The following is a 22,553-nucleotide window of genomic DNA, read 5'->3' on the forward strand; positions in this document are numbered from 1 at the left end:
GAAGCCCTGCCCGAAGCCGCCTTCGCGCTCCACGATCGGACGATGGCACCACGCGGTCAGCGAGGAGAAGCCCATGGACGCGTCCCGCCCCGGCCACACCGCAGAGCTTCTGAGGCACTTCGCCGACCTGCGCGACGGCACGCACGGAAACGCGGTGTCCCGTCAGGACAAGGAGCGGCTCTTCGCCGAAGCGGTACCGCTCCTCGACCCCTACGCGCGGCAGGCGCTCAGCGAGATCAATGCGGACCTGCTCCTTGGAACCGGAGAGATCCTGGCCACCGGGATCCGCTCGACCCAGGACGGCGTCGACGCGATCTGGGCCCTGACGTGGCCCGAGCAGCGGGCTGCGGGCATCGACCCGATCACCCTGCACGCCTTCTACGGCGCCGAGTTCCACCACCCGCATCTGCGCGGAGGCACCGTGCACGACTGGCCGCTCAACGTCTTCACCGAGGAGCAGGCCGCCGCGAAACTGACGACCTTCCGGGAGATCGCGTCTGCGGAGGTGCACAACCTCGTCTTCCAGCGGGACTACCGGATCATCCCGGCCACAGTGCGGCAGCGCACGCGTCCCGCCGAACCGCCGAATCCTGGTCGCTGACAGCCGCCGCCGGACGGGCGAAGGGGTTCGACCGACCGGGGTACCGACAGACTATTTTTCCTTGACAAATTTTTTTGTCGGTTGGAGGCTGGAAGGGTGCTGGACGTCGCCGTGATCGAAGAACCCGCCGCGGCCGAGGCGTCCCTGGACCCGATACGGTCCCGGATCCTCGCCGCCCTCGCCGAGCCCGGCTCGGCCGCCATGCTGGCCACCCGCCTGGGCCTGCCCCGGCAGAAGGTCAACTACCACCTGAAGGAACTGGAACGGCACAACCTCGTCGAGCTCGCCGAGGAACGACGCAAGGGCAACGTCACCGAACGGGTGTACCGCGCCACCGCGGCCTCCTACGTGATCTCCCCCAGCGTCCTGGCCGCCATCAGCCCGGACCCCGCCCGCTCCCCCGACCAGCTCTCCGCCCGCTGGCTGCTCGCCCTGGGCTCCCGGCTGGTCCAGGAGGTCGGAACCCTGCTGAGCGGCGCCACCCGAGCCCGGCAGCGGGTCGCCACCTTCGGTATCGACGCCCAGGTACGGTTCGCCTCCGCCGCCGACCGGACGGCCTTCGCCGAAGAACTGGCCCAGGCCGTGGCGACCCTCGTCGCCCGCTACCACGACGAGTCCGCCGCCGAGGGCCGCAGCCACCGGGTGGTCGTCGGGCTCCACCAGATCCCCGCGGCGCCGGCGGCGCCCGCCACCGCACCGGAGACGAACGGAGCCGGGCCGAGCGAAGCGGAGCCTGCGACGACCGGGTCCGGCCCGAGCGGAGCCGGGCCGGAGAGCACCGGGACCGGACCCAACCAGGAGACCCCACGATGACGCACCCGTTCGAGATCGAGCTGGAGACCACCCTGCCGGCGAGCCCGGAGCAGGTCTGGGAGGCGATCGCCACCGGGCCCGGGATCGACTCCTGGTTCATGGGCCGCAACGAGCTGGACCCGCGCGAGGGCGGCACCGCGACCATGGAGACCGGGGGCCACCGCGAGGAGGCGGTGATCACCGCCTACGAGCCCGGGAAGCGCCTGGCCACCCGCACGGCCACCACCGCGGACGGCCGCTTCATGGCCTTCGAGTACCTCATCGAGGGCCGGGACGGCGCCGCCACCGTGCTCCGCGTCGTCCACAGCGGCCTGCTCGGCGACGACTGGCAGGACGAGTACGACGCGCTGCGCCGCGGCTGGCCCTTCCACCTCCACACGCTCCGCGAGTACCTGGCCCACTTCCCGGGGCGCACCGCCGTCCCCGTCTTCGCCGCCGCACCGTCCGCCGGACGGCCGGAGCGGGAAGTCCGCGCGGCCCTCGCCGACGCCCTGTCGCTGCCGCTCCCGGTCGCCGTCGGCGCGCGGGCCCACGGCGAGCCGTCCGGACTGCCGCCGCTGGACGGCGAGGTGGTCTGGGCCGACGACGAGCGCTTCGAAGTCCGCACCGCCGACGGGCTCTATGCCTTCCACCACGGCTCGGGGCTGATGCTGATGTTCCACCACCTCTTCGCCCCGTCGTCGGACGGAGCCGAAGCGGCCTGGCAGCGGTGGCTGACCGGGCTCCTCGACTGACCCAAGGGCACAAGTCCCGCAGACGCAGCCGGACTTACCACCCCCTTCCAACCCCGCAGATACAACCCCGCAGATACAACCCCGCAGACCCGCAGACCTGCACGAGAACTGAGGGATCACCCATGCGCACCCTGATCAGCACCGCTTTCATCTCGCTCGACGGCGTCGTCGAGGCCCCCGGCGGCGAGCCCGGCTACCGGAACTCCGGATGGACCTTCAAGGACGTCGAGTTCGTCCCCGAGGCGTTCGAGATCAAGGGACGGGAGCAGGAGGAGGCCACCGCGATGCTGCTGGGCCGGGTCAGCTACCAGGCGTTCAGCCCGGTGTGGCCGGACATGGCGGAGTTCCCCCGCTACAAGACCATGCCGAAGTACGTCGTCTCCACCACCCTCACCGACGACGACCTGGTCCCGAACTGGGGCGAGACCACCATCCTGCGTTCGATCGACGAGGTCGGCGCGCTGAAGGAGACCGAGGGCGGCCCGATCATCGTCCACGGCAGCGCCACCCTGAACCACGCCCTCTCGGACGCCGGCCTGATCGACCGCTACCACCTGCTCGTCTACCCGCTGCTGCTCGGCGCCGGCAAGCGCCTGTTCAGCACCACGGACAAGGACGCCCAGAAGCTGAAGCTGGTCGAGCACGAGACCTACTCCAACGGCCTGCAGAAGCAGGTCTTCGACGTGGTCCGCTGATTTCCGCCCCCTTCACGGTGATTGACGTCTCGTCAATCACCGTGAAGGGAAACCGATGGACAGTCCCCCCGTGATCACCAGACTGATCCCATGACTGTGACGGACGACAAGACCGACCTGCGGATCTATCTCCAGGACGCCCGCGACGCCCTGCTCTGGAAACTCGACGGCCTCCCCGAATACGACCTGCGCCGCCCCCTCACCCCGACCGGGACCAACCTGCTGGGCCTGGTCAAGCACGTCACCGGGGCCGAGGCGCTGTACCTCGGCGAGACCTTCGGCCGGCCCTTCCCGGAACCGACCCCGCTGTGGTTCCTCGGCCAGGCCGAACCGAACGCAGACCTGTGGGCGCGGGCGGACGAGACCACCGAGGAGATCGTCGGGCGCTACCGGCGGATCTGGGCGCACGCGGACGCCACCATCGAAGCGCTGCCACTCGACGCGACCGGCGAGCTGCCGTTCGGCGACCGGCCGCGACAGACCCTGCACCGGGTCCTCGTCCACCTGATCGCCGAGACCCACCGCCACGTCGGCCACGCCGACCTGGTCCGCGAACTCGTCGACGGCGCCACCGGCCAGCGCCCCGACGGCGCCAACACCGCCGACGGCGACGCGCACTGGTGGCAGGCCCACCACGACCGCGTGGAACAGGCGGCCCGGGAGGCCGGCGGACTCGGCTGACCGGCCGGGCATGGTGCCCGGGCGGACCTGTCGGAGGGGCGCAGGCGCGGGGCGACGGGGGCGGGTCCGGGGGCGTGCCGTTCACCGGGCGCGGGTTCCGTCCGCCTGACGGAGGTTCCGGCGGTCGGGTAGGGCGAGGGTGAGGGCAGGGCGAGGGTGAGGGCAGGGGCGAGGGTGAGGGCAGGGCGAGGGTGAGGCGCGAGTACTGGGCGTCGCGCGGATTCCTCCGTGGCGGAACCTCCCCGCCGCCGCGCCCCTCCCCCGTCTCCGGGGCGAAACCGGCGTGGCGATGTCCGGCGGTGCCGCTAGGGTCTGGGGGTCAGGGCCGGGGAGGGGTGGGATACGTGGGGTGTGAGCAGGTGGCGGGTTTGCCGAGTGCGGTGGTGCACGTCGGGAGCCGGGAGTTCCTGGCGCGGGAGGAGCTGCCCGCCACGGGGGCGTTCCTGGACTTCGGGGCGCTGCGGCCGTTCCCGTCGGATGCCGAGCGGCTCGTCGTCCTCGGCGAGACGGACTACTGCACGCCCTTCGCCGCCGTCGGCAACCTGGTGCTGCTGGACGGCACCACCGGCGAAGTCTTCCTGGACAACGGCGGCCCGCGACGGGACCTGCTGGCCTCCGATCTGACCGCGCTGGCCGGGCTGGTGCGGGAGGTGGAGGCGGTGGCCGGGGCGGCCCGGCGGCCGGAGGCACTGGACGGGCGGCGCGGGCCGGCGGTGGTGGCCGAGGTGATGGCGGGGGCCGAGCAGCGGATGCGGGAGATCGATCCCGGGCTGTTCGGGGACGGCACCACGCCGCCGGCCCACTGGGGCACCGCCCTGCTGGTGCACGCGCTGGGCTGGGGTGCGCTGCCGGGCGGTCCTGACGGGCCCGCCTACGAGGTCGGCCCGGAGCTGGTGGCGGAGCTCGCGGCGCTGACGGACGAGGACGACGGCCCCGGCGAGGTCCACCGCTTCCGGTCCGAGTACCTGCCCGCCGCCCTGCTGCACGAGCCGACCCGACGGCTGCTGACCGAGGTCGGGCTGCCGGTGGGCGGGGCGATGTTCGGGGTGTGCGAGGAGCCGCTGGTCACCATGGGCGAGGCGTACCCGGAGTACTTCGACGGCGAGGAGGAACGCCCGTACCAGCGGGACTTCATCGCCCTCGGGGACTGGCCGACCGACCTCACGATCGCCCTGGACGGCGCCACCGGCCGGCTGGAACTGCCGGACTGGTACGACGACGGCCAGCCCGAGGCCTACCTGAACCGGGACCTGTCCGCGCTGCTCTACGCCCTCTGGACGTACGAGCGGCTGCGCGCCGAGTGGGAGCGCTGGGACTACGGCCGGGGCCGGGACGCCTGGGCGGTGTTCGACCCGCAGTCCCTGCTGAGCACGGTCGTGGACCAGCTGGTGGAGGCCGTCGACCCGGAGGCGTTCGCCTCGCCCGGCTGCTCCTGGCGGCTCCTCGCCGAAGACGGGCACATGGGCGGCCTGCTCGGCTGACCGGAGCCGGGCGCGGCCGGGCAGATACTGACCGGCATGCCGTCGATAGCCACGCTGACGCTGACCTACGTGGACAGCCCCTTCATCAACTTCCGGGACTTCGCCTTCCCTGACGGGCAGGGGCACGGGTACCGGTGGGTCCAGATGAAGCGTTTCCACCTGCCGTCCGACGCGCCAGACGACGGGCCATCCGACGCGCCGGACAACGCGCCAGACAACGCGCCAGACGACAAGGCACTGCTGACCGCCCTGATCGCACATCCGGAGTTCCGGGACACGTACGACGGGGCCGGCGTGTGGCACGAGCCGCGCCATGGACCGTGGTGGTCAGACCACATCACTCCGGACACCTACCTGGCCGTCGACGAGGTGACCGCCACTGCCGTGATCGGTTCATGGGCCGCTGACGGCGCGGGAGTCCCCGCCGAACTCGACGAACGACTGCAGGACATGGTCTATACACCGATCCGCCAGGCAACGAGCCGGTATGCACTGGGGGACCTCCCCGACGAGGCGCACCACGACTACGGCCGCGTCCACATCGAGTTCCACGAACTCGTTCTCGTCGATCGTCGTGCGGGTGTCCTCACCCTGCTGGTCGCCGCCGACGACTGAGGAAAGGCGGCCGGAAAGGGGGCCGGGAAGGCAGGTGAGGTGGACGGCGGGGGCGCGGTGGGCCGAGCGTAGGCTGTGCCGGTTCGATCACCTGAAGGGACATGTGAGAGATGCACAGCGATACGGGGGACCTCTACCGCGCGTTCGCGGAACAGGAGGCTCGCGGCAACTCTGCGAGCTACCAGGACCTGGCCGAACGCGTCGCCGGGGACGGGCGGTTGCTCGCCCTGCTGGACGGACTGCCGGCCGCGAAGCGGCAGCCGAACCTGCTGTTCGGCGCCGTCCGCCACCTGGGCGGGCCGGTGACGGCGGGCTGGCCGGCCTTCCGTGACTGGGTGGCGGGCCATTGGGACGAGGCGTCGGCGACGATGCTGGCGCGGCGGACGCAGACCAACGAGGCGGGCCGCTGCGCCACCCTGCTGCCACTGTTGGCGACGCTGCCGCAGCCGCTCGCGCTGATCGAGGTGGGCGCCTCGGCCGGCCTCTGCCTGTACCCGGACCGGTACCGCTACCGGTACCGGTCGGCGGACGGGGCGTCCGCCGTGGTCGCCGAGTTCGGCGCGGCGGCGAGCCCGGTGACGCTGGACTGCACGGTGAGCGGGCCGGTGCCGCTCCCGGCGTCGCTGCGGGAGCAACTGCCCGAGGTGGTGTGGCGGGCCGGGATCGACCTCAACCCGCTGGACGTCCGCGCCGAGGACGACATGCGCTGGCTGGAGTCGCTGGTGTGGCCGGAGCAGACCCACCGGCTGGAGCGGCTGCGCGGCGCCGTCCGGGTCGCCCGGGCCGCCCCGCCGCTGCTGGTGCGCGGCGATCTCAACGCGACGGTACGGGAGTTGGTGGCGCAGGCGCCGGCGGGGGCGACCCCGGTGGTGTTCCACAGCGCCGTCCTCGCCTACCTGCCGCCGCAGGCGCGGGAGGAGTTCGCGGCGACCGTGCGCGAGTTGCCCGGGCACTGGATCTCCAACGAGGCGGTGCCCGTGCTGCCGACCGTCGCCCGGCGCCTCCCCCGCCCGGCCGCGGCCGGATCCGGGCTGTTCGCCCTCGCCCTGGACGAGCGGCCGGTGGCGTTCACCGGGCCGCACGGGCAGTCCCTGGACTGGTTCGGCGCCGCCCTGGGCTGACCCCGGAAGTCCGGGTTTGGATCCGGGCTTGGATCCAGGTGTGTGAATCCGGGCTTGGATCCAGGCGTGAATCCGGGCTTGGATCCAGGCGTGAATCCGGGCTTGAAGCTGCCGCAGCGGCAGCCTCTACCGTCGTGACCAGGGCCGGAGGAACCGGCCCTGGTCCGACGAACGTACGGCTCTGGGACTCGGTGACGCAGGGACTCGGAAGCGAGGAGGTAGCCATGGCCTGGCCGATTGCGGACGTCGCCCGGATGTCCGGGGTGACTGCCCGGACTCTGCGGCACTACGACGAGATCGGGCTGTTGCCCCCGGCCTGGATCGGCTCCAACGGCCACCGCTACTACGAGGAACGACAGTTGTTGCAGCTGCAGCAGATCCTCGTGCTGCGGGCGCTGGGCGTGGGGCTGGCCGAGGTCGCCCGGATTCTGGGCGACCAGGTGGACGAGCTGGACGCCCTCCGGGGCCACCACCGGCGGCTGGTCTCCGAACGGGACCGGTTGGACGCCCTGGCCGGCACCGTGTCCCGCACGATCGCGGACCTGGAACGCTCCCGCAAGGACGGCACTGCCATGACCATCAACCGACCCGAGAACCTGTTCGAGGGCATCCAGCCCGCCGACGTCGACGAGAGCCTGCGCGACTTCCCCGAGCACGCCGAGGCAGCCCGGCGCGCGACCGCCGCGATGAGCCCGGCCGAGATCGAGGCCGGGCAGCGCGAGCGGACCGAGCGCATGATCCGCATGGCGGAGCTGCTGGCGGCCGACCACCCGGCGGACGCCGAGCCCGTGCAGAGCCTGATCGACGGGGAGTACCGCGTGCTCTGCGAGATCCGGCCGGTCCCGACGGTGGAGTACCTGGCGATCGCACGCTCCTGCACCGGGAACGAGCAGTGGAACGCCGCGTACGAGGCCATCGCTCCGGGCCTGGCCGCGTACCAGCGTGCCGCCATGGAGGCGTACGCGGCGGCGCGGCTGACCTGACCCGCCCGGCGGAGGGGCGTTCCCCTCTGCCGCCACTCCCAGCCGCCGCTCGCAGCCGTCACCCCCGCCATCACTCCGTCCGCAGCGCCGTGACCGTCCTGGTCCGGGCCGCCCAGGTGGCGGGGAGGGCGGCGCCCAGGAGCGCCAGCACCAGGCCGCCGAGTATCAGCGGCCCCACCACCGCCGGGTCGAACACCCCGAGGTCCGCGTCGGGCACCCTTATCCCGGCGGCGCGGGCCATCGCGGGCATCACCTGGTGGTGCACCAGGATCCCGATCGGCACCCCGATCAGGCCGGCCGCCAGCCCGCTGCCGCAAACCGAGGTGAGCACCATGCCGACGGTCTGCCGGGGCGACATCCCGAGTGCCTTGAGCACCCCGAGGTCGTGCACCCGCTCTCGGGTGTCCAGCAGCACGGTGTTGAGCACCCCGAGCCCGGCGACCACGGCGAGCAGCAGGGTGAGTGTCCCCGCCAGGGTGTTCATCGCCAGCACCACGATGTTGATCTGCTGCTCGCCCGGCTCGGCGCCCAGCCCCATCGACCGGACCGCGCCGTCGAGCGCGTCGGCGTACGCCTTCGCGTCGGTGCCCGGGGTGAGGTCGATGCGGAAGGTGATCGCCTCGGCGGCGACGGTGCTGCCGAGCGGGGCCAGCGCGGCCCGGTCCACGAACACGAAGTCACCGGTGGTCAGGACCTCGCCGGTGATCTTCGCCGGCGTGCTGCGCCCGTGGTCGGTGAGGCTGACGGTGTCGCCGACCTTCGCCTGGTTGGCACGGAGGTAGGCGGTGCCCACCACGACCTCGCCGGGGCCGCGGAACCAGCGTCCGGAGACCAGCTGGTAGCCGCCCCAGGAGGCGTCGCCGCTGAACGCGACCACCTCGGAGCGCCCGGTGTCGCCGGCCACGGCCACCGGCGCCGGGACGCTGCTGTACCAGGCCCGGGTGCCCGGGCGGCCCTCGATCGCCTTGGCCACCGCCGCCTCGTCCACCTGGTCGGCGGGCTTGGCGGGGCCCTCCATCGGGGCCTGGACCACGACCTTGCCGCCGTGGCCGGCCTCCAGGCCGTCCTGGACCAGGCCGAGGGAGAGCGTCAGGCCGACGCAGAGGGTGACCCCGGCGGTGCCGAGCACCACCGCGGCCGCCGTGGTCGCCGAACGGCCCGGCCGGTTGAGCGGTCCCGCCAGCCCGAGGCTCAGCGCCCGCGGCACCGGCAGTCGGCCGAGCCCGTTCTGCAGCCGCGTCAGGAGGCCGGCCGTCCCGGTCCGGCCCCGGGTGCCCGGAGTGCCTGGGGGCGCCGCAGCCGAAGCCGCAGCCGCCCGCTTGGCGCCCGGCGCCGTCCGGCCGACCGCGAGTGCCTCCACCGTGCGCAGCCGTCCGGCCCGCAGCGCGGGCGCCAACGCGGTGCCCGTCACGGCGGCCAGGGCGGCCGCCGGGACCGCGAGGTCCACCCAGAGCGGGATGCCCAGCAGGCCGCCGCGCAGGGCCTTGTGGGCCAGACCGAGGACCGGCACGGAGAGCAGGTTGCCCCCGAGCACTCCCAGCGCCGTGCCGACTCCGGCCGGGATCAGCGCCTGGCCGACGTAGGCGCGCGCCACCTGGGCCGGGGTGAAGCCGAGGGCCTTGAGGATGCCGATCCGGCGGGTGGCGGCGGTGACTGCGCCGCTGACCACGACGCCGATGATCAGCACCGACATGGCGAGGCCGAGCAGCCCGAAGGCCGTGACGAACGGGACGAACGTCGAGGCCGTCCGGTTGGCCTCCGCCTGGACGGGCCGGTAGGACGTCGCCCTGGTGAGCGCGCCGGCCGGCACCGCGGCGGCGATCGCGGCGTGGTCGGCCTCCACCTCGGCGTCGGTGCCGGCACGGGCGAAGCGGTAGAGGTACTGGGCGGCGGGCGTCGTGCCGGGCGCGGCGAGCCCGGCGACCTGCTCGGGGGCGACCCAGCCGTCCGCGCTCCAGGAGACGGAGGCGGCCAGGCCCACGACCTTGAGCGTCGGCTGCCCGGGCAGGTCCGGGAACCGCATGCTGTCGCCGACGGCGAGCGGGGAGTGGCCGTCCAGGAACACCACCTCGCCGGGGTCCTCGACCCAGCGGCCCATGGTGATCCGCAGGCCGTCCATCGGGCCGTCCATCGCCCGGCCGACCAGCGTCGTCGGCGGGAGCAGCGTGCCGGGCAGCGGGAACGTGGTGTCCGGGCCCGAGCGCGGCTGCACGGTGACCGCCGGGTACGGGCCGGCCGAGGCCGTCACACCGGGTGCGTGACCTGCCGCGGCCAGCTGGGCGGGGCTCGCCTTGGCCGGGTCGTACAGCACGTTGAGGTGCGCGCCGTGCTGGTCGGCGAAGGAGCGCTGGTACGGGCCCTGGGCGGCGACCAGCAGCCCGACCGCGAGGATGCACGCCGTCACCGACATCATCGTGGTGAGCACCATGACCAGGGTCTGCACCCGCTTGCGGCCCACCCCGGCCCGGACCACCTTGCCGAGCGCGCTCATGCGTCCACCCCGTTTCGCCCGGCCGGGGCCTGCGCCCGCTCGCGCCGTCCGTCGTTCCGCCCGCTCACTGCACTCCCCCGGAGGTCGCCACGGCCGCCGTGTCCCGCACCAGCCGGCCGTCGAGCAGCTCGATCGTCCGGTCGGCGCAGGCCTCGGCGAGCGCGGTGTCATGGGTGACCAGCAGGATCGTCTGGCCCTGCGCGTTGAGCCCGCGCAGCAGGTCGCGGACGTCGGCGGCCGAGGCGGTGTCCAGCGCGCCGGTGGGCTCGTCGGCCAGCAGGAGCGGTGGACGGTTCATCAGCGCCCGGGCCACCGCGACCCGCTGCCGTTCGCCGCCCGAGAGCCGGCCGGGGAAGGCCTTCGCGTGCCGGGCCACCCCCAGCCGCTCCAGCAGCTCCCCGGCCCGGGCCCGGGCCTGCTCCCGCCGCATCCCGGCCAGCTGTGCCGGGAGCAGCACGTTGTCCTCGACGTTCAGGTCGTCCAGCAGGTTGAAGAACTGGAACACCATGCCGATCCGCCGCCGCCGGTACTCGGCCAGCGCCGTCTCGCCCAGCCCGTGGACGGCCACGCCGTCCACCTCGACCTCGCCCTCGCTCGGCCGGTCGAGGCCGGCGATCAGGTTCAGCAGGGTGGACTTGCCGCTGCCCGAGCGGCCGAGCACGGCCAGCGCCTCACCGGCCCGTACCTCCAGGTCGAGCCCGGCCAGGGCGGGGCGGGCGGCATCGGATCGGTCGTACGTCTTGCTGACGCCGCGGATCCGGATGATCGGCGCGTTCACGGGCCCTCCACTGTTCTGGGTCCGGCACCGGGTGAACCCGGGACCGGCTGACGGGACATGACGCTACGGAGTGCGACGAGGGTGCTGACAGCCGTCTGGACGGCCTCTCGGAGGTGTATCCAGGTACACCCCGAACTGGGTGTTCAGGCCTAGAGCGCCGGCCGCCCCGGCCGGGCAGACTGAGCCACCGAAAGATCGGACCCGGGCTCCGCGGGGGCTTCGGGACCGGATGCTCCAAGGCCTCCGGACGGGGGCTCGGAAACGGAGAGGGGGCGCGTCATGACGGCGGGAACGGGTACGGGCGTGGCGGGTCGGGAGGCTCGGCGGGTGGGCCGGGCCTGCGTGGACGGGGTGCGCGCCTGGTACCTCGTCACGATGGCCGTGACCGGACTGATCGCGCTGCTGGCCGGCCCGGTGCTGCTGGCCGCAGCGCTGTTCGGCCCCGACGAGTCCCGGCCGTTCGGGCCGGGCGGCGCGCTCGTCCTGGCGGTGCCGATGGCTCCGGTCGCCCTCTGGGCGCTCTGCTGGGCCACCGGGGGCGGCGGCCGGGCGGTCGGGGCCGCCCTGTTCGCGCCGGGCACGCTCGCGGTGATGGCGACGCACCTCTACGGCGGTGCGGCGCCCGGCGGCCGGTCCGTCTCGCTCTGGCTGGCGCCCTCGCTGCTGGTGCTCGCACTGTTCGGCACGCGCTGGATCGCGACGGAGAGCAGGCGGACCGTCGGGAAGTGGAGCGGGCGGCCGGTCCCGGTGCCGTACCGCCGCGCACCCGGCGCCCTCGGCCCCTGGCAGCGGCTGCGGGCCGGCGGCTGGCTGACCGACCCGGCGACCTGGCGGGACTTGGCCTGGGCACTGCTCACCGGCTTCACGGTGGTGCTCACCGCAGCGATCGTCCTGGTGACCCCGCTGGCCCTGGAGGTCTTCGGCCGGAACGGTCCGTTCTTCCCGCTGGCCATGGTCTACGCGATGGGCCTCTGCGTCGCCCCCGCGGCCGCCCTGTGGGCCGCTCCGCCGGTCCTGCGGATCCACGAGAGGGCCGCCCGGGCCCTGCTCGGGCCCTCGCGGCGGGCCGAACTCGCCCGCCGGGTCAGCCACCTGGCGCGGACCAGGGCGGACACCATCGACGCCGGCGCCGCCGAGCTGCGCCGGATCGAGCGGGACCTCCACGACGGGGCCCAGGCCCGGCTGGTGGCCCTGGGCATGCTGCTGACCGTGGCCGAGCAGCTGAAGCACGACCCGGACGCCCTGGGCCCGCTGCTGGTCGAGGCCCGGACGTCCTCCGTCAGGGCGCTGAGCGAACTACGGGACCTGGTCCGCGGCATCCACCCCCCGGTACTCGCCGACCGCGGGCTGGCCGACGCGGTGCAGGCGACCGCCCTGGACCTGCCGCTGCCGGTCACCTTCACCGGCGCCCTGCCCGCCCGGGCACCCGCCCCGGTGGAGTCGGCCGTCTACTTCGCGGTCACCGAACTCCTGGCCAACGTGGTGAAACACGCAGAGGCCTCGCACGTGTGGATCGAGATAGGGCACAGTGACGGGCTGTTGCGGATATCGGTGACCGATGACGGGCGCGGCGGAGCCGACCCGTCCCGGGGCACCGGCCTCAGCGGAACCGAACGCCGACTGGCCGCCTTCGACGGAGTGCTCGCGATCAGCAGCCCGCCCGGTGGTCCGACCATCGTGAACCTGGAGATCCCGTGCGCGTTGTCATCGCCGAAGACCTCTTCCTCCTCCGGGACGGCCTGACCCGGCTGCTGGAGGCCAACGGCATGAAGGTCACCGCGGCAGTCGAGAACGGTGACCAACTGCTCGCCGCGGTGGCCGCCGACCGGCCGGACATCGCCGTGGTCGACGTCCGACTGCCGCCGAGCTTCACGGACGAGGGCCTGCGGGCCGCGCTGGCCGCCCGCCGGGCCCACCCGGGCCTGCCCGTCCTGGTGCTGTCGCAGTTCGTGGAACAGCTGTACGCCCGCGAGCTGCTGGCCGGCAGCACCGGCGGGATCGGCTACCTGCTCAAGGACCGGGTGATGGACGGCACCCAGTTCATCGACGCCGTCCGGCGCGTCGCCCAGGGCGGCACCGCGATGGATCCCGAGGTGATCACCCGGCTGCTCACCCACAACTCCTCGGCCGGGCCGGTCTCCACGCTCTCCCCGCGCGAGCGGCAGGTGCTGACCCTGATGGCGGAGGGCCGCTCCAACGCCGCCATCGCCCAACAACTGGTGATCACCGAACGGGCGGTCGCCAAGCACACCGCGTCGATCTTCGTCCGGCTCGACCTCCAGCCCTCCGACGACGACAACCGCCGGGTCCTGGCCGTCCTGGCGTACCTCAACAACACCTGATCTGAAAGGGGCCGTGTGAAAGGGATCGCACTCGGGCGCTCGAGCACACGGGCACTCGGCGCTCGGGCGCTCTCGGGCAACCACCTTCACCGCCTAAGAACTCACCGACAGTAGCCAATGGCCCTCCGCCGCAGGGGGCTCGCCCACCGCCGAACGGGTCATTTAGTCTAGGGACGTGCTCATCCTTGTTCGCCGCCGCCACGTGGACCTGCTCCGCGTGACCACCATGTCCTGTCGACGCTCCGGCTGAACCTCGCGCCACCCACCCTCAATGGCAGCCCCCACCCGGCCGCCGCCACCTCCCGGCCCCCGGAGCACCAGCCGCACCAGGCGCTGCTCCGACCGCCCCCGGTCGACCACCGGAGCCGGCCGGGACGAGACCCAGCGGATGTCACACATGACGCAGCAGCACACGCCCATATCCGAAACCGGCTCCGAAACCGGCTCCGGCACAGGCACCAGCACCAGCTCCGGCACCACCCCGGCGGGCGCCCTCCCGGTGATCGACCTCTCGCTCGCCGACGGCAGCCCGGACGACCGCCGCCACCTGCACGACGAACTCCGCGCCGCGGCCACCGGCGTCGGCTTCTTCCAGCTCGTCGGCCACGGCGTCACCCCGGAGGAGACCGCCGCGCTCACCGGGGCCATGCGCGCCTTCTTCGCGCTCCCCCAGGCCGACCGGCTCGCCGTGAGCAACCTCAACTCCCCCCACTACCGGGGCTACACCCGCACCGGCGACGAGCGCACCGGCGGCAGCCAGGACTGGCGCGACCAGCTGGACATCGGCGCCGAACTGCCCCCGCACGTCCCCGGCACCGGCGAGCCCCCGTACTGGTGGCTGGAGGGCCCCAACCAGTGGCCCGAGGCGCTCCCCGAGCTGCGCACCGCCGCACTCGGCTGGATCGACCACCTCGGTGGGGTCGCCCGGCGGCTGCTGCACGAACTCCTCACCGCGATCGGTGCCCGCCCCGACTTCTACGACGACGCGTTCGCGGGCCACCCCCACCTGCGCCTCAAGCTGGTCCGCTACCCCGGCACCTCGCCGGACGGCGCCGGCCAGGGCGTCGGCGCCCACAAGGACTACGGCTTCATCACCCTGCTGCTCCAGGACACCGTGGGCGGCCTCCAGGTCGAGCGCGCGGACGGCACCTTCCTGGACGTCCCGCCGCTCGACGGCGCCTTCGTCGTCAACCTCGGCGAACTGCTGGAGGTGGCCACGGACGGCTACCTGAAGGCCACCAGCCACCGCGTGGTCAGCCCGCCCGGTGCCCGTGAGCGCTTCTCCATCCCGTTCTTCTACAACCCGCGCCTCGACGCCCACATCGCGCCGCTGGACTTCCCGCTCGCCCACCACGCCCCCGGCGCCACCGAGGACCCGGACAACCCCCTCTTCGCCGACTTCGGCCTCAACGAGTGGAAGGGATACACCCGGGCCCACCCCGAAGTCACCCGCCGCCACCACGCCGCCCTCGCCTGACCCCGCCCCACAGCTGCGGGGCACGCTAGGCCGACCGCGACGCCCCGGCCCAACCAAGACCCCCGGCTCAAACAAGACCCCCCTGCCAAACCAGGACGCCCCGGCCCGAGCCGCATTACCGGCGCAGGGCAGGGGCGGCCGGCACACCCGCCCCACCAGGGCGACGGCTGCCGGTGGACCGGTTCGGGCGGCACTGTCACACTGCTGCTGTCACAGCGGGAGTGTGCCAGCACGGGAGGCAGCAGATGGGGGAGCACGGCGCCGTAACGGGCGAGGTGCGGCTGACGGTCGACGAGTTGGCGGCCCGGGCGGGGGTGACGGTGCGGACGGTGCGGTTCTACGGGACGAGGGGGCTGCTGCCGCCGCCGGAGCTGGGGCCCCGGCGGGTGGGCCTGTACGGCGCGGCGCACCTGGACCGGCTGGAGCTGATCGAGGAGTTGCAGCGGCAGGGCCTGACGCTCGCGGCGATCGAGCGGTACCTGGCGCGGCTGCCGCAGGACAGTACGCCGCTGGACCTGGCGATCCACCGGGCGCTGGTGGCCTCCTGGACGCCCGAGGCGGCCGAGGAGCTGGGGCGCGCGCAGTTGGAGCGGCGGGCCGGGCGGGGGCTGTCGGAGGAGCAGGTCGGGCGGCTGGTGGCGATGGGCGCGCTGGAGCGGACCGGCGACCCGGAGGTGTTCCGGGTGGATCCGGGCCTGTTGCCGTTGGGCGTCCGGGTCCTGGACGTGCCGATCCCGCTGGAGACGCTGCTCGCCGCCCGGGCGGTGGTGCTGGAGCACAGCCGGGCGACGGCGCGGGAGTTGCAGCGGCTGTTCCGGGAGACGGTCTGGAAGCCGTACCGGGAGAGCGAGCCGGCGCCGGTGGAGCTGGCCCGGATGAAGGCGCTGACGGACCACATCCAGCCGATGGTGGCGCAGGCCCTGGTCACGGCGTTCCAGCGTTCGCTCCGGGAGGAGTTGGGTGAGGCCGTCCTCGACACGGCCTCACCCGAGCACGGCGAGTAGGACGGTCGCAGTAACCGACCGTCGGTCGCCCGCGTCCCGCAGGACCGACCGTCAGTCGCCGAACGTCCGTCCCTCCGCCGCGATCCGCTCCAGCAGGGCCGGCGGCGCGAACCGCTCGCCGTAGGCGGCGGCGAGTTCGCGGGCGCGGGCCGCGAATCCGGCCGGGCCGCCCTCGTACCCGTTGATGTACTGGAACACGCCGCCGGTCCAGGCCGGGAAGCCGATGCCGAGGATCGAGCCCACGTTGGCGTCGGCGACCGAGGTCAGCACACCTTCCTCCAGGCAGCGCACCGAGTCCAGGGCTTCGCTGAACAGCATCCGTTCCTTGAGGTCCTCGAAGGGGACGTCGAACCCGGTCGCCGCAGAGCCCGCCGCAGCCCCCGAACCCGCAGAACCCCCCGCAGCCCCAGCCCCCGCAGCCGCGAAGTGCTCCAGCAGTCCCGGCCACAGCCGCCCGCGCTTGCCGTCCGAGCCGTACTCGTAGAAGCCCGCGCCGCCGCTGCGCCCGGGCCGGCCGAACTCGTCGACCATCCGGTCGACGACCGTGTCCGCCGGGTGCGGCGTCCAGGTGCCGCCGACGGCCTCGACCGAGCGCCGGTACTCGTCGCGGATCTTGCGGGGCAGGGTGAGGGTGAGTTCGTCCATCAGGGAGAGCACCTTGGCGGGGTAGCCGGCCTGGGCGGCGGCCTGCTCGACGGTGGCGGGGTGAATGCCCTCGCCGACCATGGCGACGCCCTCGTTGAGGAACTGGCCGATCACCCGCGAGGTGAAGAAGCCGCGGGAGTCGTTGACCACGATCGGGGTCCGGTCGATCTGCCGGACCAGGTCGAAGGCTCGGGCCAGGGCCTCGTCGCCGGTCTGCGGGCCGCGGATGATCTCCACCAGCCGCATCTTGTCGACCGGCGAGAAGAAGTGCAGGCCGATGAAGTCGCCGGTGCGCCGGACGCCTTCGGCGAGCAGGCCGATCGGCAGGGTGGAGGTGTTGGAGCAGAGCAGGGCGTCGGGGGCGAGGACGTCCTCGATCTCCTGGAACACCTTGTGCTTGAGTTCGGTGTTCTCGAAGACCGCCTCGATCACGGCGTCGCAGCCGGCCAGGTCGGCGGCGTCGGCGGTGGGGGTGATCCGGGCGAGCAGTTCGTCGCGCTGGGAATCGATGGCGCGGCCGCGGGCGACGGCCTTGTCCAACAGCCCTTCGGAGTAGGCCTTTCCGCGCTGGGCGGCCTCGGCGCTGACGTCCTTGAGCACGACCTCGATGCCGGCCTTGGCGCAGGCGTAGGCGATGCCCGCGCCCATCATCCCGGCGCCGAGCACGGCGACCTTGCGGACCGTGCGCTTCTCGATGCCCTTGGGGCGCCCGGCACCGGAGTTGACCGCCTGCATGTCGAAGAACAGGGCCTGGATCATGTTCTTGCTGGTCTGGCCGCAGGCGAGCTCGGTGAAGTAGCGGGCCTCGATCACCATCGCGGTGTCGACGTCCACCTGGGTGCTCTCGACCGCGGCGGCCAGGACGTTGCGCGGGGCCGGGTAGGGGGCGCCGTTGAGCTGCTTGCGCAGGTTGGCGGGGAAGGCGGGCAGGTTGGCGGCGAAGGCCGGGGTCGCGGGGGTGCCGCCGGGGATCTTGTAGCCCTTGACGTCCCAGGGCTGGACGGCGGTCGGGTTGGCTTCGATCCAGGCGCGCGCCCGGGCGGTCAACTCCTCGGGGGTGTCGACGAGTTCGTGCACCAGTCCGTGCTCGAGCGCCTGCGCCGGGCGGTACTGCCGGCCCTGCAGCAGGAACTTGAGCAGGGCGTCGGTGATGCCGAACAGCCGTACCGTGCGGACCACTCCGCCGCCGCCCGGCAGCAGGCCGAGGGTGACCTCGGGCAGGCCGATCCGGCTGGCGGGCGTGTTCAGTGCGACCCGGTGGTGGCAGGCGAGCGCGATCTCCAGGCCGCCGCCGAGCGCGCTGCCGTTGACGGCGGCGACGACCGGCTTGCCGAGGGTCTCCAGTGTGCGCAGCGAGCGCTTGATCCGCATCGACTTCTCGAAGACGGCCTCGGCGTCCCCGGGGCGGGCGGCGGAGAGCATCCGGAGGTCTCCCCCGGCGAAGAACGTCTTCTTGCCGGAGGTGATCACGACGCCGCGCAGTCCGCCGTCGGCGGCGAGGCGGGCCAGCCGTTCGACGACGGTCTCGAAGTCGGCGGTGAAGGCCTCGTTCATGGTGTTGACGGACTGGGTGGGGTCGTCGAGGACGAGGGTGACCACGCCGTCCTGGTCCTGCTCCCAGCGGATGGTGGTGGTGTCGCTCATGAGTTCACGGTCTCCAGATCTGCGGGAGGGGGTCAGACGCGTTCGACGATGGTGGCGATGCCCATGCCGCCGCCCACGCAGAGGGTGATCAGGCCGTAGCGCAGGTCGCGCCGCTCCAGTTCGTCGACCACGGTGCCGAGCAGCATCGCGCCGGTGGCGCCGAGGGGGTGGCCGAGGGCGATGGCGCCGCCGTTGACGTTGACCTGGTCGGGGCGGAAGCCGAGTTCGCGGATGAAGCGGAGCGCGACGGCCGCGAAGGCCTCGTTGATCTCGACGAGGTCGATGTCGGCGGCGGTGAGTCCGGCCTTGGCGAGCGCCTTGCGGGTGGCGGGGGCGGGGCCGGTGAGCATGATGGTCGGCTCGGAGCCGGAGACGGCGGCGGAGACGATCCGGGCGCGCGGGCGCAGCCCGTACCGTTCGCCGATCTCGCGGTTGCCGATGGCGACCAGCGCGGCGCCGTCCACGATGCCGGAGGAGTTGCCCGCGTGGTGGACGTGGTCGATGGCCTCGACCCAGTGGTACTTCTGCAGGGCGACGGCGTCGAAGCCGCCGGCCTCGCCGATGGCGGCGAAGGAGGGCTTGAGGCCGGCCAGGGTCTCGACGGTGGTGCCGGGGCGGATGAACTCGTCGCGCTCCAGCACGACGAGGCCGTTGCGGTCGCGCACGGGGACCACCGAGCGGTCGAACAGGCCGTCGGCCTGGGCCTTGGCGGCGCGGGCCTGGGACTCGGCGGCGAAGGCGTCCACGTCGGTGCGGGACAAGCCCTCGATGGTGGCGATGAGGTCGGCGCCGATCCCCTGCGGGACGAAGTCGGTCTCGTAGGCCGTCATCGGGTCGGCGAACCAGGCGCCGCCGTCGGAGGCCATCGTGACCCGGGACATCGACTCCACGCCGCCGGCCAGGATCAGGTCCTCCCAGCCCGAACGGATCTTGGCGGCGGCCATGTTGACGGCTTCCAGGCCGGAGGCGCAGAAGCGGTTCTCCTGGACGCCGGCGACGGTGTCCGGCAGGCCGGCCGCGACGGCGGCGATCCGGGCGATGTCGGAGCCCTGGTCGCCGACCGGGCTGACCACGCCGAGCACGATGTCGTCGATCGCCGCCGGGTCCAACCCGGGGTAGCGGCGGCGGAGTTCGTGGATCAGGCCGACGACCAGGTCGATCGGCTTGGTCCCGTGCAGTGAGCCGTTGGCCTTGCCCCGGCCGCGCGGGGTGCGGATCGCGTCGTAGACGTACGCTTCGGTGGTCACGATGGAAGAGCCTTTCGGGGCGGGGGCTTGGCGCAGGGCGGGCCTGCCAGGGGCCGGGGGCTGGGCGGACGGAGGTCAGCCGAGGATGGAGCGGCCCACGATCTCCTTCATGATCTCCGTGGTGCCGCCGTAGATGGTCTGGATGCGGCCGTCGGTGAACGCCCGGGCGACCGGGAACTCGCTCATGTACCCGTAGCCGCCGTGCAGTTGGAGGCACCGGTCGGCGGTGCGCTTCTGCAGCTCGGTGGCCCACCACTTGGCCATCGAGGCGTCGGCCGGGGTGAGCGCGTAGCGGTTGTGCTCGGTGATGCAGCGGTCGACGAAGGTCCGGGTGACGGCGCACTCGGTGGCCAGTTCGGCGATCTCGAAGCGGACGTGCTGCAGCTTGGCGAGCGGGCGGCCGAAGGCCTCGCGCTGCTTGACGTAGTCGGTGGTGATCTCGACCAGGTACTCGGCGCCGGCGATCGCCGCGGCCGCGATGGCCAGCCGCTCCTGGGCGAGGTTCTGCATCAGGTGGACGAAGCCGCCGTGGAGCTCGCCGACCAGGTTCTCCTTGGGCACCCGGACGTCCTCGAAGAACAACTCCGCGGTGTCCTGGGCCTTCTGGCCGATCTTGTCGAGGTTGCGGCCGCGCTCGAAGCCGGGTGTGCCGCGCTCGACGGCCAGCAGGCTCAGCCCGCGCGCGCCGCCCTCGGGGGTGGTGCGGGCGACCACGATCACCAGGTCGGCGAGGATGCCGTTGGAGATGAAGGTCTTGGCGCCGTTGAGCAGGAAGTGGTCGCCGTGGTCGACCGCCTGGGTCCGGATACCCTGCAGGTCGGAGCCGGTGCCGGGCTCGGTCATCGCGATCGCGGTGATCAGCTCGCCGGAGCAGAACCCGGGGAGCCAGCGGCGTTTCTGCTCCTCGGTGGCGAGGGTGGTGAGGTAGGGGCCGATGATGTCGTTGTGCAGGCCGATCGCCAGCCCGGCGGCGCCGGCCCGGGCGAACTCCTCGGCCAGCACGGCGGCGTAGCGGAAGTCCGGGGTGCCGCCCCCGCCGTACTCCTCCGGGACGGCGATGCCGAGGAGGCCCTGGCGGCCGGCCGCGAGCCAGGCGGAACGGTCGACGATGCCCGCCTTCTCCCAGCGGTCGTAGTGCGGCAGCACCTCCTTGGCGAGGAAGGCGCGCACGGCGGCCCGGAAGTCGTCGTGCTGCTCGGTGAAGATCTCGCGCTGCAACGCTACTCTCCTTGCTCGTCGTGCTTCTCGGGTTCTTCGGGCTTCTCGGGCTTCTCGTACTCTTCGGGCTTCTCGGGCTTCTCGTACTCTTCGGGCTCTGCCTTGGCGTCGAGGCCCGGGACGCCCCAGTCCCGGGCCACCTCCGCGGTGTCCGCGCCCGGCCGCGCGGGCGGGCGGCGCAGCGCGCCGGGGGTGGCGGAGAAGCGGGGGGCGGGGGCGGGCTGGGTGACGCCGTGCGCCTCGACGTACGTCCCGCGCGCCGACAGGTGCCCGTCAGCGGCGGCCTGACGCATCGTCAGGACGGGTTCCACGCAGGCGTCGGAGCCGGCGAAGACGGCCTCCCACTCGGCCCTGGTCCGGGTGGCGAAGCGGGCAGCGACCAGGGCGCGCAGTTCGGGCCAGCGGGCGAGGTCGTACTGTCCGGGTGCGTCCGGGCCCAGTCCCAGCAGGCGGGCGAACTCGGCGTAGAAGCGCGGCTCCAGCGCGCCGACGGCCAGGTGTCCGCCGTCGGCGGCCCGGTAGACGGCGTAGAACGGTGCGCCGCCGTCGAGCAGGTTGCCGCCCCGGCGGTCCTGCCAGTGGCCGGCCGCGAGCAGGCCCCACAGCATGCTGCCGAGGTGCGCCGCGCCGTCCACGATCGCCGCGTCCACCACTTGTCCCTCGCCGGTGGACCGGGCGTGGTGCAGCCCGGCGAGCAGGCCGACGACCAGGTAGAGCGAGCCGCCCGCGTAGTCGCCCAGCAGGTTGGCCGGTATGCCGGGCGCCTCGTCGGCACCGCCCGGCGCCGCTACGACCCCCAACACTCCGGCCACCGCGGTGTACCCGAGGTCGTGCCCGGCGGTCGCCGCCCGGGGCCCCTGCTGCCCCCACCCGGTCATCCGCCCGTACACCAGCGCCGGGTTGCGGGCCAGGCACGCCTCCGGGCCGACTCCGAGCCGCTCCGCGACGCCCGGCCGGTAGCCCTCGATCAGCAGGTCCGCCCGCTCCACCAGGTCCAGCACCCGTCCGGGCCCGTCGGGCGACTTCAGGTCGATCAGCACCGAGCGCTTGTTGCGGTTGGTGAGGTCGTACGCCGGGTCCGTGCCGAGCGGTGACGGCTCCGGGCGGTCCACCCGGACCACGTCCGCCCCGAGGTCCCCCAGCAGCATCGCCGCGAACGGCCCCGGGCCGATCCCGGCGAGCTCCACCACCCGCACACCGGCCAAGGGGCCCCGGGCGCCCTCGCCCGCCGGACTGCTCGTGTCACGCACTGGCCGCGAACCCTTCAGGGTTTGACAGTAAAGCTGTAACACTCGGGATGATAGAGAAGCGACCCGCCGGTAACAAGGCCTCGACTCCCCGGGGAAATGGACAGGCGCTCCTCAGTCGTAATGGTCTATCTTCCATCTCAGCCATTACTGCCGATGACGGGGGAAGCGCCGTGACCACCACCGACCTGATCGAACGCACCGGACGCACGGTCGTCACCGTCTCCGAGCGGCTGGTGCTCACGCAGCCGCGGCACGGCGACGTCGACGCCGTGTTCGCCGTCCACGGGGATCCGGAGACCAACCGGTACAACCCGCACGGGCCGCAGCGGGACGTCGCCCAGGCCGGGGACATGCTGGACGGGTTCGTGGCCGACTGGGAGCGGGACGGGGTCGGGTACTGCGCCGTGTCGACGCGGGAGGAACCGGAGGTGATCATCGGGTTCGCCGGGCTGTACCTGCACACGCTGGACGGGGAGCGGGTGTTCAACCTCTACTACCGGTTCCGGCCGTCCGCCTGGGGCCTGGGGTACGCGGCGGAGGCGGCACGGGCGGCGATGGCGCAGGCGCTGCCGCGCTTCCCCGGGATCCCGGTGGTCGCACTGATCCGGGCGGACAACCTGCCCTCCCGGCGGCTCGCCGAGCGGCTCGGACTGGTGGCGGACCCGGACGGACGCGTCGACCACGAGGACCGGCTGATCCACCGCATGGCGTGAGCCGAAGATCCCCCGCCGGG

Annotated in this window: 20 protein-coding genes; 14 read left to right on the forward strand and 6 right to left on the reverse strand. The window is 73.1% G+C overall.

What is annotated here, in order from left to right; all coding sequences use genetic code 11:
* Window positions 1-73: 73 nt before the first annotated feature.
* From AC0B61_RS23085 to AC0B61_RS23125, 9 genes are all read left to right on the forward strand, one after another.
* Window positions 74-601, forward strand: a complete 528-nt coding sequence (locus AC0B61_RS23085) for a hypothetical protein (RefSeq protein ID WP_471742616.1) — start codon at window positions 74-76, stop codon at window positions 599-601.
* A gap of 96 nt (window positions 602-697) precedes the next feature.
* Window positions 698-1,414 carry an ArsR/SmtB family transcription factor gene (locus AC0B61_RS23090; RefSeq protein WP_471742617.1) on the forward strand — a complete coding sequence of 239 codons (717 nt, stop codon included), beginning with the start codon at window positions 698-700 and terminating at the stop codon, window positions 1,412-1,414.
* On the forward strand, window positions 1,411-2,148 hold the full coding sequence (locus AC0B61_RS23095) for an SRPBCC family protein (protein WP_471742618.1): 738 nt from the start codon (window positions 1,411-1,413) through the stop codon (window positions 2,146-2,148). The genes AC0B61_RS23090 and AC0B61_RS23095 overlap by 4 nt, the downstream gene beginning before the upstream one ends.
* Window positions 2,149-2,270: 122 nt before the next feature.
* Complete coding sequence (locus AC0B61_RS23100) at window positions 2,271-2,843, forward strand: dihydrofolate reductase family protein (protein ID WP_471742619.1); 573 nt, start codon at window positions 2,271-2,273, stop codon at window positions 2,841-2,843.
* Window positions 2,844-2,933: 90 nt separating this feature from the next.
* Window positions 2,934-3,524 (forward strand): DinB family protein, encoded by a 591-nt coding sequence (locus AC0B61_RS23105; protein WP_471742620.1) that lies wholly within the window; start codon window positions 2,934-2,936, stop codon window positions 3,522-3,524.
* A gap of 359 nt (window positions 3,525-3,883) precedes the next feature.
* Entirely contained in the window at window positions 3,884-5,005 is a 1,122-nt protein-coding gene (locus AC0B61_RS23110; RefSeq protein ID WP_471742621.1) for an SUKH-4 family immunity protein, read from the forward strand.
* Between the two features lie 36 nt (window positions 5,006-5,041).
* On the forward strand, window positions 5,042-5,620 hold the full coding sequence (locus AC0B61_RS23115) for a hypothetical protein (RefSeq protein WP_471742622.1): 579 nt from the start codon (window positions 5,042-5,044) through the stop codon (window positions 5,618-5,620).
* 110 nt (window positions 5,621-5,730) lie between these two features.
* A complete protein-coding gene (locus tag AC0B61_RS23120) occupies window positions 5,731-6,741 on the forward strand; it encodes a DUF2332 domain-containing protein (RefSeq protein WP_471742623.1) in 1,011 nt (336 codons plus the stop codon).
* Between the two features lie 224 nt (window positions 6,742-6,965).
* Window positions 6,966-7,724 carry a MerR family transcriptional regulator gene (locus AC0B61_RS23125; RefSeq protein WP_471742624.1) on the forward strand — a complete coding sequence of 253 codons (759 nt, stop codon included), beginning with the start codon at window positions 6,966-6,968 and terminating at the stop codon, window positions 7,722-7,724.
* 70 nt (window positions 7,725-7,794) lie between these two features.
* Here AC0B61_RS23125 and AC0B61_RS23130 read toward each other — a convergent pair whose 3' ends face one another.
* The gene (locus AC0B61_RS23130; RefSeq protein WP_471742625.1) at window positions 7,795-10,215 is read right to left on the reverse strand and encodes an FtsX-like permease family protein; all 2,421 of its coding nucleotides are present in this window, start codon (window positions 10,213-10,215) and stop codon (window positions 7,795-7,797) included.
* Window positions 10,216-10,279: 64 nt separating this feature from the next.
* Window positions 10,280-10,993: an ABC transporter ATP-binding protein gene (locus AC0B61_RS23135; RefSeq protein WP_471742626.1), complete on the reverse strand. Its 714-nt coding sequence runs from the start codon at window positions 10,991-10,993 to the stop codon at window positions 10,280-10,282.
* Window positions 10,994-11,272: 279 nt separating this feature from the next.
* On the opposite strand from AC0B61_RS23135, the gene AC0B61_RS23140 reads away from it, so the two are divergent.
* The 4 genes from AC0B61_RS23140 (at window position 11,273) to AC0B61_RS23155 (ending at window position 15,816) form a co-directional block, all read left to right on the forward strand.
* Entirely contained in the window at window positions 11,273-12,736 is a 1,464-nt protein-coding gene (locus AC0B61_RS23140) for a sensor histidine kinase (RefSeq protein ID WP_471742627.1), read from the forward strand.
* Entirely contained in the window at window positions 12,688-13,335 is a 648-nt protein-coding gene (locus tag AC0B61_RS23145; RefSeq protein ID WP_471742628.1) for a response regulator, read from the forward strand. The genes AC0B61_RS23140 and AC0B61_RS23145 overlap by 49 nt, the downstream gene beginning before the upstream one ends.
* Window positions 13,336-13,732: 397 nt before the next feature.
* On the forward strand, window positions 13,733-14,812 hold the full coding sequence (locus AC0B61_RS23150) for an isopenicillin N synthase family dioxygenase (protein ID WP_471742629.1): 1,080 nt from the start codon (window positions 13,733-13,735) through the stop codon (window positions 14,810-14,812).
* A gap of 245 nt (window positions 14,813-15,057) precedes the next feature.
* Window positions 15,058-15,816, forward strand: coding sequence for a MerR family transcriptional regulator (locus AC0B61_RS23155; RefSeq protein ID WP_471742630.1), 759 nt, complete (start codon window positions 15,058-15,060; stop codon window positions 15,814-15,816).
* Between the two features lie 51 nt (window positions 15,817-15,867).
* Here the strand turns inward: AC0B61_RS23155 and AC0B61_RS23160 are convergent, their stop codons facing one another.
* The 4 genes from AC0B61_RS23160 to AC0B61_RS23175 all read right to left on the reverse strand — a co-directional run bounded on the left by AC0B61_RS23160 (window position 15,868) and on the right by AC0B61_RS23175 (window position 21,820).
* Window positions 15,868-18,105: a 3-hydroxyacyl-CoA dehydrogenase NAD-binding domain-containing protein gene (locus tag AC0B61_RS23160; protein WP_471742631.1), complete on the reverse strand. Its 2,238-nt coding sequence runs from the start codon at window positions 18,103-18,105 to the stop codon at window positions 15,868-15,870.
* A gap of 32 nt (window positions 18,106-18,137) precedes the next feature.
* Window positions 18,138-19,352: an acetyl-CoA C-acetyltransferase gene (locus AC0B61_RS23165; RefSeq protein ID WP_471742632.1), complete on the reverse strand. Its 1,215-nt coding sequence runs from the start codon at window positions 19,350-19,352 to the stop codon at window positions 18,138-18,140.
* Window positions 19,353-19,427: 75 nt separating this feature from the next.
* Entirely contained in the window at window positions 19,428-20,570 is a 1,143-nt protein-coding gene (locus tag AC0B61_RS23170) for an acyl-CoA dehydrogenase family protein (protein WP_471742633.1), read from the reverse strand.
* Between the two features lie 2 nt (window positions 20,571-20,572).
* Entirely contained in the window at window positions 20,573-21,820 is a 1,248-nt protein-coding gene (locus AC0B61_RS23175) for a CaiB/BaiF CoA transferase family protein (protein WP_471742634.1), read from the reverse strand.
* A 170-nt stretch (window positions 21,821-21,990) separates the two neighbouring features.
* Here AC0B61_RS23175 and AC0B61_RS23180 point away from each other — a divergent pair, with 170 nt between their 5' ends.
* Complete coding sequence (locus AC0B61_RS23180; RefSeq protein ID WP_471742635.1) at window positions 21,991-22,533, forward strand: GNAT family N-acetyltransferase; 543 nt, start codon at window positions 21,991-21,993, stop codon at window positions 22,531-22,533.
* The last annotated feature ends 20 nt before the right edge of the window (window positions 22,534-22,553 follow it).

The organism is Kitasatospora sp. NPDC023385 (assembly GCF_055664045.1).